General features: G+C 65.3%; 11 protein-coding genes. 1 reads left to right on the top strand and 10 read right to left on the bottom strand.

Annotation, left to right across the window (positions count from 1 at the left end):
- Nucleotides 1-52: 52 nt before the first annotated feature.
- The 7 genes from CH268_RS25820 to CH268_RS25790 form a co-directional block, all read right to left on the bottom strand.
- Entirely contained in the window at nt 53-478 is a 426-nt protein-coding gene (locus tag CH268_RS25820; RefSeq protein WP_027496298.1) for a PPOX class F420-dependent oxidoreductase, read from the bottom strand.
- Between the two features lie 168 nt (nt 479-646).
- On the bottom strand, nt 647-1,840 hold the full coding sequence (locus CH268_RS25815) for a glycerate kinase family protein (RefSeq protein ID WP_027496297.1): 1,194 nt from the start codon (nt 1,838-1,840) through the stop codon (nt 647-649).
- Nucleotides 1,841-1,870: 30 nt separating this feature from the next.
- Nucleotides 1,871-3,370: an SLC13 family permease gene (locus tag CH268_RS25810; protein WP_080730092.1), complete on the bottom strand. Its 1,500-nt coding sequence runs from the start codon at nt 3,368-3,370 to the stop codon at nt 1,871-1,873.
- 73 nt (nt 3,371-3,443) lie between these two features.
- Nucleotides 3,444-4,103 carry a response regulator transcription factor gene (locus tag CH268_RS25805; protein ID WP_027496295.1) on the bottom strand — a complete coding sequence of 220 codons (660 nt, stop codon included), beginning with the start codon at nt 4,101-4,103 and terminating at the stop codon, nt 3,444-3,446.
- A 10-nt stretch (nt 4,104-4,113) separates the two neighbouring features.
- Nucleotides 4,114-5,604, bottom strand: coding sequence for a sensor histidine kinase (locus CH268_RS25800; protein ID WP_094666265.1), 1,491 nt, complete (start codon nt 5,602-5,604; stop codon nt 4,114-4,116).
- Nucleotides 5,601-6,026 carry a hypothetical protein gene (locus tag CH268_RS25795; RefSeq protein ID WP_094666264.1) on the bottom strand — a complete coding sequence of 142 codons (426 nt, stop codon included), beginning with the start codon at nt 6,024-6,026 and terminating at the stop codon, nt 5,601-5,603. The genes CH268_RS25800 and CH268_RS25795 overlap by 4 nt, the downstream gene beginning before the upstream one ends.
- Nucleotides 6,027-6,137: 111 nt before the next feature.
- The gene (locus CH268_RS25790; RefSeq protein ID WP_094666263.1) at nt 6,138-7,595 is read right to left on the bottom strand and encodes an amidohydrolase; all 1,458 of its coding nucleotides are present in this window, start codon (nt 7,593-7,595) and stop codon (nt 6,138-6,140) included.
- 76 nt (nt 7,596-7,671) lie between these two features.
- Here CH268_RS25790 and CH268_RS25785 point away from each other — a divergent pair, with 76 nt between their 5' ends.
- On the top strand, nt 7,672-8,106 hold the full coding sequence (locus tag CH268_RS25785; protein ID WP_027496292.1) for an acyl-CoA thioesterase: 435 nt from the start codon (nt 7,672-7,674) through the stop codon (nt 8,104-8,106).
- Here the strand turns inward: CH268_RS25785 and CH268_RS25780 are convergent.
- From CH268_RS25780 to eutC, 3 genes are read right to left on the bottom strand one after another with little or no spacing between them, the layout of a single operon-like run.
- Complete coding sequence (locus CH268_RS25780; protein ID WP_094666262.1) at nt 8,082-10,037, bottom strand: acetoacetate--CoA ligase; 1,956 nt, start codon at nt 10,035-10,037, stop codon at nt 8,082-8,084. The two genes, CH268_RS25785 and CH268_RS25780, sit on opposite strands and share 25 nt — an antisense overlap.
- A gap of 31 nt (nt 10,038-10,068) precedes the next feature.
- A complete protein-coding gene (locus CH268_RS25775; protein WP_176458061.1) occupies nt 10,069-11,685 on the bottom strand; it encodes an AMP-binding protein in 1,617 nt (538 codons plus the stop codon).
- A gap of 52 nt (nt 11,686-11,737) precedes the next feature.
- Nucleotides 11,738-12,511: an ethanolamine ammonia-lyase subunit EutC gene (gene eutC, locus CH268_RS25770; RefSeq protein WP_037220145.1), complete on the bottom strand. Its 774-nt coding sequence runs from the start codon at nt 12,509-12,511 to the stop codon at nt 11,738-11,740.
- Nucleotides 12,512-12,516: the final 5 nt, after the last annotated feature.

The following is a 12,516-nucleotide window of genomic DNA, read 5'->3' as shown; positions in this document are numbered from 1 at the left end:
GATTCGGCACCCGGCCAATCTACAGGCCCGCACGCGCGGAGTTCGTCGGTTGTCACGCCGTCATGTCGAAAGCGGCAATCACCTTGGTAGGTACCAAACGAACGATCAATTCGCCCGGAACTCCGTTGCGTCTGCCGAACTCCTCCCCTCTGTCGCGGCCCATGTACCGCGCTCCGATCTCGGTGGCCGTGCGCACCAGTTCTCGGGGATCCTCGTCGATCGAGGCAACGCCCTGCACCTGCACGAACCCGTACGGCGGCTCTTCGAGATCGACGGTCAACACGATCCGAGGGTCCCTGCGGATCGCTCGCCCCTTGGCGGTATCGGCTCCGGTGTTGAACACGATGGAATCGTCCTCGACGACGAACCAGATCGGGGCGACCAGGGGCCGTCCGTCCGAAGCGAGGTAGCCGACCTTTCCGGTGCGGGTACCTGCCGACAGAAACTCTCGCACGCGTGGATCGGTGAAAGACGTCATCGACGTCACGCTACTCGGCCGGACCGACAGGTTCACGTCACCGACGAACTCGGCCAGGACGTGCCGCCCGATCGACGATGCTGTGCCGGGCACCGTCGGCATATCTCGCGCTTCGAGTCGACGATCTCCTGCACGAGATCGCGGAGGGGCTTCACCGATATGGCCCTCTCAGCGACCCAACGTCGCTCCGATCAGAATCAATCTCATCGCTCGCTCCGTGGCATCGGTCAGAAACTCGGCACCTCGTTCGAGCGCTTCGACCAGTTCGACCGGCGAGGGCAGAATGCCTGCGAAGGCGTCGATACCCGAGTCGTAATTGGCCCGGGCATCGAGACCGATGGTGCCCGCGAGCGCCACCACTGGTTTGCCGTGGAGCTTCGCTCGGCGCGCGACCTCCGTAGGGATCTTGCCCTTCGGCGTCTGCTTGTCGATGGAACCCTCGGCGGTCAACACCAGATCGGCCGTCGCGATGAGGCTGTCGAGATCGACATGATCGAGCATCACCTCGAAGCGCGGTAGGAGCTCTGCTCGCAGGACCGCAGCCACGCCGGCACCCATCCCGCCGGACGCCCCCGTGCCCGGCCCGGTGCGCAGGTTCAGGCCCGAGGGCCGTGTCGACACGTCACGCTCGAGCACCTCGGCCCAGCGGTCCATCGCAGCCGACAGAACCTCCACTTGCCCCGGAGTGGCACCCTTCTGCGGTGCGAAGACCCGGGCGACTCCCCCCGGTCCACACAGAATGTTGTGCGGATTGCATGCGACCCTGATCTCCACGCCGCTTCCCGGAGTCAGACGTGGATCGAGACCGGACACATCGATGTGATCGAGACGGACCAACTCGCCTCCGCCGTCACCCAATTCGAGGCCTTCGGCATCGAGGAGTCGCACTCCGAGCGCTTGGAGCAAACCTGCGCCGCCGTCCGAAGTACCGGAATCACCGCAGCCCAGAAGAATTCGTTCGGCACCGTAATCGAGGGCGGCGCGGATGAGCTCACCGACTCCGCGGCTCGTGGTGATCGTCGGGTCACGCATATCTCGCGGAACCAGCGACAGGCCGGCCGCCGCTGCCATCTCCACGACCGCTGTGATCGGCCCGTCGGTTCCCAGGAGAGCGAAATGGGACGCCACCGGCGTGCCGACCGGCCCGGTCACGACGGCGTCGATCACCTTTCCCAGGGTGGCACCGGCAAGTGCGCGGGCAGACCCTTCACCCCCGTCGACCAGGGGAACCGAGCTGACGATGGCACCGGGCACCACCCGGCGGATACCTGCACCGATAGCCACTGCGACCTCGTCGGCACCGAGGGATTCCTTGAACCCGGACGGGGCGACGACGAAGCGGAGAGGAGTTGAAGAGGGCATGGTGATCGTGTCCTTGTCGGAAGTCGGAGATCAGGAGATGGGGGTGCCGAGCAGAGGCCACACGGCCACGGCGAAGAACAGCACGGTCATTGCGGTCAGCGGCGCGAGGAACGCGGACAGCCGCAGCAGGTCCTTCGGTGAATATGTATCCACACCTTCGGCTTTGGCGAAGATCGCCACTGGCTTCGCCGAGGACGGCATGGTGTGGCAGAAGCCTGCCGCAGCCGTCGAGGCGAAGGCCGCGGCCACTGGATCGATGCCGAGCGCCACAGCCGTGGTGACGACGAGTGGAACCAGCACGGACGAACGGGCCGAGCGAGATTGGATGAGAAGATGTGACGCCACGGACAGAACGATCACCACTGCAATGAACACCCAGGGCGGTGCCGATCCGATCGGGACCACCGTGAACAGCCCGTCCGAGAGCCACCCTGCCGCACCGGACGTCGTCAGCGCGGTCCCTAGGGCCAGCGTCGCCGCCATGAACAGCAGCAGCGACCACGGCACCGTCGACAGCGCCTTGCCGAAATCGGTGGTACCGAAACGCGGAGAGGTGGAGATCAGTGCACCGAGCAGGGCGATGATGGCGGGGTGCACGCCGTGCAGCGGTTCCGAGCACCACAGCACGATGACGACGGCCAGCAACGTCGCGGCCCGGTTCTCCGCGATGGTCAGCGGTCCCGTCACCGGGGTGGGAAGCCGCGACGCCATGTCGGATACGTTCACCGCCAGTGGGATTCGGCGATCCTCACGATCGGTGAACAGCAGCAGTACGAGCTCGGCCGCACAGTGGCTACTGACCACGGCCAGCGGCACACCGAGCAACAACCACGCGGTGAAGCTGATGCCGGTGCCCGTCGCACTTTCGAGCACCTGGCTGGTGATCAGATGTGCCCCCGCGCCGATGAGGGTCGCCACAGCGGACAGCAGGATGACGGTGGGAAACAGGATTGCCAACGCCCGCACCACCCGCTTGCGCTCGGCGAGCGCCTGCGCCAACGCCACGAACACCGGCAGCGCAAGTGCCGCACGACCCGAGGTGGCAGGAATTGCGAATGCGGTCACGATCAGTGCAGACGTCACCAAATGGGCGAGCTGGCGTACGCTGCCCGCACCGCTGACGATGAACACCGCTGCGCGCGTTGCCAAACCGGACTCGCGAACTCCAGCGGCGATGATGAACGCCGCGATGAGAAGCCAGATGGTCTCTTCGCCCAGAGTGTCGAACAAGGCGTCGGTGCTGACCACACCTGTCAATACCAGAGCCAGTGCGGCACCGAGTGCGACGTAGGTGTCGTCGATCTTGGTGAACACCCAGAGGGCGACAGCTGCCGAGAAGACGACGAGCGTCGTCCGTCCCGCGCTCGGCAACCCTTGCGCCGCGCCGGCGAGCACGGCCAACAGCACCAGCAGTGCAACCGAACTGACGACGAGCTGAACCACCCGGCGGGTCCACAGATCGCGAAAGCGCCACGCCCGCATCGGTTGCGGAAGGGGAGGTGGCTGCGTCCTGAAGCTGACCGTGTTCATGATTACCAGTCTGGAGCCGACCGATGAAACGCCGATGAACAGTCCATGAGCGTTCTTTCATGAGCGGTTCTGCTCAGGCCAGGCGGTACCCCATCCCGCGCACCGTCTCGATTCGATCGGAGCCGATCTTCTTGCGCAGCATACGAACGTAGACGTCGACGACGTTGGAGCCGGGGTCGAAATCGTATCCCCATACGTGACTGAGGATCTGCTCACGAGAGAGGACCTGCCGTGGGTGACGCAGAAACATCTCGAGCAGAACGAACTCGCGCGATGTCAGCGACACCACCACACCGTTCACCACGGCACGTCTGGTGTGCAGATCCACAGCCAGAGAGCCTGATTCCAGAACGGAGACCGAGGGCTCTCGGTCACCGCCACGCAGCCGCAGTCGAACACGTGCAAGCAACTCCTCGAACCGGAACGGCTTGGTCATGTAGTCGTCCGCTCCCCCTTCGAGGCCGGTCACGGTGTCGCGCACCGAGTCCCGGGCCGTCAGGATGATCACAGGAATACCGACACCGGCGCCTCGTAGCGATTCGATCACCTCGAACCCGTCCTTGCCCGGCAGGCCCAGATCCAGAACGACGAGATCGAAGTCTCCGGTCGTCGCATAATCGATCGCGGAGATGCCGTCGGCCACGGTGGTCGTGGTGAAACCGTTGGCCCGTAAACCCTTTTCGATGAAGGACGAGATGCGGACGTTGTCCTCGGCGATCAATATTCGGCTCATCGTCGGTCTCTCATCGTGCCGGCAGGTCCAATCCGAAGGTCGCACCCGCACCGGGTCGACTGTCGAGCGTCGCGGCACCGTGGTGCCCGTCGGCAATTGCTCGCACGATGCTCAGCCCCAGCCCTGCGCCGCCACTGTCCGAGCGAAGCGAGCCACTGCTTCCGCGGGCGAACCGTTCGAAGATGGTCGACGCATCCACGCTGGACACACCGGGCCCGGTGTCGCTCACCCACAACCGAACTCGGTCCAGGGCGAGCTCCGAGCCCACGACGATCCGGTCACCGGTCCGGGTGTGCGACACCGCATTCTGCGCCAGCTGAAGCACTGCCTGCGTGACTCGCTGCGGATCGACCCGCACCGAGCCCGTACCGACGTGCCCCAGAATCCAATCGCGGTCGGCGAGCGCTCGCACCTTGGCGTCGATGTCGCGCGTGAGGATCTCGAGATCGACCGGTTGCTTGCGGACGAAATCCGGCCGCTCGGCTTTGGCAAGGATCAACAGGTCCTCCACGATCCGGTTCATCCGGTCCAACTCGTCGGTGACGAGCCGAACCGTCTCTTCACGCTCGTGTGGGTCCTCACCCATCAGTTCCAGATGCCCACTGACAATCGTGATCGGCGTACGTAGCTCATGGCTCGCGTCGTCCACGAATTGTCGCTGCGCGGCGAACGCGGACTCCAGCCGGTCGAGCATGTCGTTGAACGTGTCCGCGAGCTCGGCGACGTCGTCGCGGCCCTCCACCTCGATCCGCCTGGACAGATCGTCGGTGGTGATCTGGGCCGCGGTCCGGCGAACGAGACGTACGGGCGCAAGAATCTGCCCGGCCACCACCCAAGCGATACCGCCGGTGAACAGAAGTGCCATGAGCGATACCCCGACAACTACACGAATGGTGTTGGACACGTCTGCGCGCTCACGGTCGACCAGGATTCCGATAGCGAACGTCCCGGCCTGGCCCCCGCCGGAAGGTTCGGCCACCTGTTTCGCCCAGATGACTTCTCCCTCCGAGGTCGGTGTCGATCCCACGCTGTCGGGTGAGTCCACGATGGCCGATACGACAGCGGCGTCGGCGACCAGATCCCCCGGACCGCCGCGCTCCTGACGCAGGAGTCGATCGGTGTATCCGAACAAGATTTCGTCGTCGTCCGGGTATTGACGCTGCAGGTGCAACTGGAGCAGATCTGCCACATTGCCGAACGGCAGACCGTCGTCCGGGTCACGGCCGGTCGCCGCGAACTCGCTGAACTCGCTGATCTCCTGCTCGAGCGCCACTGCGGTGTCTCGCTCGACGTCCGCGAGGAGGATCGTTCGCACTGCAACGCCGACGGCCAGCATGGCCAACGCCATCACGAACAACAGCCAGCCGAGGATGCGCACCCGTGCCGGAACTCGGCTTCCCACCCGGGGGCGACGAATCGCAGGCTCGCGCTCGAGTCCCGTCGGCGCGAGCACCTCGGTGCGGGCGTTGCTGCCGTCGATCATCTTTTCGGTCGAGTTCACCCGTCGTCATCTTCCGCATCGTCGTCGCCACCCACATCGTCCTGGTTGCCGACGTCGTCGTCATCATCCCCGTCCGGCAGAACCACCACGGGCGGCGGGGCCGGCACGACGATGGATTGCGGTGCTGATGGCGGAACGGCTGGAGCATTCCCGACCGACGGCCCCGTGTCGGTAGGAGCGCCTGCGGTGATGGGTGGGGCGGCGGTCGCCGGTGGGGCTGCGGTTGTCGACGGGGCAGTAGTCGTCGATCTGGCTGCGCCCGACGTCTGAGGTGCACCGCTCGACGTCGCGACTCCGACGGTGACGCGCGGCTCGAAGCTCGGTGGCTGCGGGGCGTCGGCCAGCACGGTGCTCGCGAGCGCGACGCCTACCGGCACGATCACCACAGCCGCCAGGACTGCAATCTTGGGTGCGAACTTCACACCGCCACACTCCCTCCGGTGCGTGAGACGACGATGAAGGCGACATGAGTAAATTTTCATGTCCGCGATCGGACCGAACCTCGACGGCATACGGGTCCCGCCGAGCGGGAGCTATACCGCAGCTGCGTGTGTCAGCGTGCCTGCACAGACCGTTGCCCTGATCTCCGTCTCCGCCAGATCGTGCACCGAGCGGTGCGCCGGGTGCTCCTCGAGAACGACGATGTCCGCGACGTCCCCGACGCGGAGCGCAGCGCGGTCGCCGCTCGCCGCCTGCAGTGCCGCGTCGAGAGGAACCGATTCCTCGGCACGCCACGGCGGCCGGTCGTCGTCGGTTCGGAATACCGCCGCCGCAACGCCTGCCAATGGCTCCGGTGGACTCACCGGAGCGTCGGAACCGAAGAGCAGCGTGGCACCGCTTCGATGGAGCGACCCGTAGCCGTAGGCCACCGAGCGTCGACCTGCCCACAGATCCTCGGCGATGTCGCGGTCGGCCATGGCGTGCTGCGGCTGCACCGACGCCGCAACGCCCAGCGCCGCGAAGCGTGCGATGTCTTCGGGGACGAGCTGCTGCGCGTGTTCGATACGACCTCCGCAACCGGCCCGCTCGAATGCATCGAGCGCAATGCCGTTCGCCCGGTCACCGATCGCATGGACAGCAGAGGTGATTCCGCCGCGAGCTGCGCGAGAGACGAGCTCGAACAGTCCGTCGCGGGTCTCGAGCAACAGTCCGTAGGCGTTGTCACCGTCGACGCCCGGGTAGCGATCGTGACAGCAGGCCGTTCTGGTGTTCAGCGAGCCGTCGAGCATGACCTTCAGCGGTCCGCGCCTGATCATGTCCGAGACGGCCGAGACGTCGCCGGTGCGCTCCCCACGATCGAGCGCTTCGTCGAGCCACTGCGGCCACACCGTGGTGTCGACGCGCACTGCGGGAGATCCGGCCGACAGGCGTCGATCCCAGACCGTCCGGTTGTCCGCGAACTCGAAATCGACGACGCCGGTCACTCCGCGGACCGCCAGTGCCGCGGTGGCGTCGAGCACCGCTCGGTCCAACTCGGCCGGGTCCTCCAAGGCCTCCAGCGCCATGACGGCCTCGAGACCGTCGACGTCACGAAGCACTCCGGTGGGATGGTCGATACCGAGATCGCGCAGCAGCGCCGGACTCAGCCACAGCGTGTGCAGGTCCATGCTCGTCAACGCCACACGCACACCGGGCAGCGCGTTCTCGAGCAGGTCCTTGTGTGGTTCGTCGGGCCACTGCGCGTCCCGAAACCCGTTGGCGCGCACTACGGAATCGCCTGCTGTGCGCGCATAGGGGAACACCAGTGCCACGGCATCGGCCGCCGACGAGGCCGGCCCGACGTCGATACGCCGCCGCGCCGCTGCCCATTGCGTCAGATGAACATGACTGTCCACGAAACCCGGCAGGGCCACTCCCCCCGCCCCGTCGACGACCTCGACGCCGCGGGTGCGATCGCTTCCGGCCGGGGTGATGGACCCGATGGTCGAGCCGACGAGTTCGATGTCGAAGAGCACGCCGGAATCATCCAGTGCGACATTGGCGATAATCACTCCTGGGACTCTAGAGCGTCGCCCCCGACGCAGGCGCGCATGCCATCCTCTAGCAATGAAGACAGAGCCTGTGGCGATGCAGACAGATCGGACCGACCCCGTCGGATATCACGCGACCGTCACGGTGCGGTGGTCGGACATGGACGCATTCGCGCACATCAATCACGCCCGGATGGTCACTCTGCTCGAAGAGGCGCGCATCGAATGGCTGCTCAGCGAGGGCGAGGCCAACGAAAGCCTGATCAAGAGTGCGTTGATCGCGAACGTCACCATCGCGTACAAGAAGCCGCTTCGGCACTCGGACGGTCCGCTCGACGTCACACTCTGGTTCGAGAAGGTACGTGCGGTCGATTTCACCATCGGCTACGAGGTACGGGCAGCGGGCGCGGCCCCGGATTCGCCGCCTGCGGTGGTGGCGACCACTCGCATGGCGATGGTCGACGTCGGGGCGGAGACTCTGCGCCGGATAGCGCCCGAGGAGAAGGCCTACCTCGCGCGCTGGACTCGCTGATACTCCGCCGCGCGATCTGCGAACCACCGCACCGCCTCCGGATCGTCGACGGCACTGGTGTCGAGAGCAGTTGTCTCGGCAGCACCTTGGAACATTTTCTTGAGCGGCACTTCGAGCTTCTTACCGGTCCGCGTGTGCGGGATCGCGGGCGCTGCGACGATGTCGTCGGGAACGTGCCGCGGGGATGCCTGTGTCCTGATGACGGCAACGATGCGCTCGCGTAGCTCCATGGTGAGCCCATCCGGGACCACCACGAACAGCGGCATCCAGTATCCCCCGTCGGGCTGTTCCATGCCGAGCACCAGGGCCTCGGTGACCTCGTCGAGAGATTCGACGGCCTGATAGATGTCTGCGCTTCCCATTCGAATCCCGTTGCGGTTCAGCGTCGCATCGGAACGACCGTGCACGACGACGCTGCCGCGTTCGGTCACGGTGATCCAGTCGCCGTGCCGCCAGATGCCCGGATAGGTATCGAAATACGCGTCCCGATAACGGGTTCCGTCGGGATCGTTCCAGAACCGCACCGGCATGGACGGCATCGGTTCGGTGACGACCAGTTCGCCCACTGCGCCGTGCACCGAGTTGCCTGCCTCGTCGTAGGCATCGAGCGCAACGCCCAGGAACGGAACCGACAACTCGCCCGGCCAGACCGGCATGGTCCGCACTCCCCCGGCGAACGCCGACACCACATCGGTACCACCGGAGATCGAGAACACCGGTACGTGGGCTCCGACCTTCTCCGACAACCAGATCGACGACGTCGCGGGCATCGCAGACCCGGTGATCCCGATGGCGCGCAGGCTCGAGAGATCGTGATCGGCACCGGGGTGTGCGTCCGCCTTGATGCACGCGAGGACGTACCCGGGGCTGGTACCGAGGTACGTCACGCCCTGCGCGGCCGCAATGCTCCACAGCGCGTCCGTTCTCGGGAACGCGGGATTTCCGTCGGCGCACACGATCGTGGCCCCGACCAGCAGGCCGGCCACCTGGAAGTTCCACATCATCCAGCTCGGGCTCGTGTACCAGAAGAACACATCGTCGGGTCCTAGATCCGAGTGCAGTGCAACGGATTTGAGATGCTCGAGCAGCACGCCACCATGGCCGTGCACGATCCCCTTGGGCCGTCCCGTGGTCCCCGACGAGAACACGACCCACAACGGGTGATCGAACGGCACTGCGACCGGAGCGAGCTCGCGCGGTGTCGCGGTCGCGTCCGCCCAATTCAGCGCCGTCCCCGCGGTCCCCACAGCGTCGCCGATGGTCACCACGGTGCGTACCGTCGGCAATCCCTCTGCGAGAGTGTTCACGTCCGCACCTTTGTCGCGGAAGGCCCCTCCGTAGACGTACCCGGACGCGGTGATCAACGCCGTGGGGTCGAGCTGCCCCAGTCTGTCGAGCGCCGCAGCCGCCGAGTAGTCCTGCCCACACGCAGCCCATACCGCGCCGAGACTTGCTGTCGCCAGGAAGGCGATGATCGCCTCGGGCACGTTGGGCAGGTATCCGACGACGCGGTCGCCGCGTCGAACGCCTGCGTCGGACAGGGTGCCCGCCAACGCACCGGCCTGAGCAATCATCTCGGACCACGTGACGGTCCGCGTCGAACCGTCCTCGGAGGCATGAACAATGGCGGCTCGATCTCCTCGAGCGTGCCGGACGACCTGATCGACGTAATTCAGCTCGACACCCGGGAACCACTGCGCCCCCGGCATACCGTGGCCCTCGAGGACCGACGCCGGCTCTATGGTGGAGCGAATGTCGAAGTAGTCCCACACCGCTGTCCAGAACGATTCGATGTCGTCGATCGACCACCGCCACAACGCTGCGTAGTCGGGCAGCATCACCTCGTGGCGCTCCTCGACGAACCGGGTGAACTCGGTGACCCGAGCGTGCTCGACATCGGTATCGGTGGGCGTCCACAGCGCACTGGTCATGGACGTCAGTATGTCAGCCCAACGGCTGGGTTCAGATCAACCCGAGCGAGCGTTCACGCATCTCGACCTTGCGCACCTTGCCGGTGACGGTCATCGGGAACTCGTCGACGATGTGCACGTAGCGCGGAATCTTGTAATGCGCGAGGCGACCGTCGCAGAACTGCCGCACCGCGTCCGAATCCAGCGGTGCGGCACCGTCTCTGAGCTGTATCCACGCCATCAATTCCTCGCCGTACTTCTCGTCGGGAACACCGATGACCTGAGCGTCGAGGATGTCGGGGTGGGTGTAGAGAAATTCCTCGACCTCGCGGGGATAGATGTTCTCGCCGCCGCGAATCACCATGTCCTTGATGCGCCCGGTGATCGCGACGTAGCCGTCACCGTCCATGACTCCGATGTCGCCGGTGTGCATCCACCCGTCGCTGTCGATCGCCTCTGCGGTCTTGTCGGGCTGCTCCCAGTAACCGATCATCACCGAGTAGCCACGGGTGCACAGTTCACCCGCTTCGCCTCGCGGCAGTGTCTCACCGAGAACGGGGTCGACGATCTTCACTTCCAGATGCGGACCCACACGACCGACAGTGGACACTCGCTGCTCTATCGAGTCGTCGCTGCGAGTCTGCAGCGATACCGGCGACGTCTCGGTCATGCCGTAGCAGATGGACACCTCTGCCATTCCCATGCGTTCGATGACCTGCTTCATCACCTCTGTGGGACAGGGTGATCCGGCCATGATTCCGGTACGCAGGCTGCTCAGATCGAATGCGCCGATGTTCTCCAGTGCCAACTCGGCGATGAACATGGTCGGTACGCCGTAGAGCGAGGTGCACTTCTCATCGGCCACGGCCGTCAACGTCGCCACCGGGTCGAACGCGGGACCGGGGATGACCATCGTTGCTCCGTGCGACGTGCACGCGAGATTGCCCATCACCATGCCGAAGCAATGGTAGAACGGCACCGGAATGCAGACCCTGTCGTTCTCGGTGTAATGGCAGAGCTCGCCGACGAAGAAGCCGTTGTTCAGTATGTTTCGATGACTGAGCGTCGCACCCTTCGGGAAACCCGTTGTACCCGAGGTGTATTGGATGTTGATCGCGTCGTCCGGGCGGAGTGTGCTCGACACGTCGGCGACCATCCGCGGAGTCTTCGCCAACGCTCGATGCCCTCGATCGGTCATCGCTTCCCACTGAATGCTTCCGATGAAGAGGACCTCGCGCAGAGTTGTCACTTCCGGTCGCACGTCGTCGATCATGGCCGTGTAGTCGGACCCTTTGAACTCGGTGGCCGACAACAGCACCGAGACACCCGCCTGTCTCAGCACGAACTGCAGCTCGTGCGAGCGGTACGCCGGATTGATGTTGACCAGAATTGCCCCGATCTCCGCCGTCGCATATTGCGCCAGCGTCCATTCGGGGCAGTTCGGTGCCCAGATCCCTACTCGATCGCCTACTTGTACTCCGGCCACGAGGAGCCCCGCCGCCAACAACTCGACGTCCGCCGCGAACTCCGAGTAGGTCCACCGCCTGCCCGATGCGACATCGACCAGGGCATCGCGTTCGGCGTGCCGCTCGACGGTGCGATGCAGGTTTCGGCCGATCGTGTCGTCGAGTATCGCTGTGTCCGAATCTCCGCGGGCGTAACTGTCCATGAGCCTCACGGTAGTGACGCCGGTCACGGCCGGCCACCCCCGAATGGGGGTCCTACTCCAGTGTGATGACGTCCGCAGCCTCGAGCACCTCGGCGCGCGACGTGTCCTTGAGCGCGACCCCGGACCGTCCGAGCTTCCTGGCTCCGGCCAGCAGACCTGCCACGATGCGGGCCGACTGCGCGTACCCCTGCCCCTCGGGCGGGTGGATGTTGGAGATGCAGTTGCGATCGGCGTCGGTACGGCCGGGCTTGGGAAGGTGCGTCAAGTAGATGCCGAGACTGTCCGCGACGGACAGGCCGGGTCGCTCCCCGATGAGAACCAGTACCGTCCGCACGCCCATCGCCGCCGCGATGTGATCACCGAGCGCCACTCGGGCCTCGGTCGCAATGACCGGTGCAGCAATCGAATACCGTTCGGCAAGTTCGGTTTTCAGTGCTTCCACCATGGCGACACCGTGATCCGCCAGGGCCCGGGGAGACAGTCCGTCGCTCAGCACGATGCCTATCTCGTCCTCCGAATGTGCAATCGCCGACAAATCCTTCGGCTGACGACCCAGGTCCGGACGACGCAGATACTCGGCCCGGCTCGTCGCCAACGACGTCACCACCGAGGGTGTACCAAGCCCCACCTGCTCAACCCGACGCACGAACTCGTCGACCTCGAGTGGCATGTGCACCGCATCTCGGGCCGCGGCGTGCGCCGAGCGAAACTCGAGCACCCGCGTCGTCGGCAACGAATCGCCGATACGCCCCAGGCCGATCCGAGCTTGGGTACTCGCCCGCAACTCACCCCAGAACTCTGCTTCCGGTCGTTCCGCAGGCTCCACTCCCA

Origin of the sequence: Rhodococcus sp. 06-1460-1B, from assembly GCF_002258475.1 — a bacterium.
In the GTDB taxonomy this organism is placed as follows: domain Bacteria; phylum Actinomycetota; class Actinomycetes; order Mycobacteriales; family Mycobacteriaceae; genus Rhodococcoides; species Rhodococcoides fascians.
This window is presented reverse-complemented; position numbering and strand designations above follow the sequence as displayed.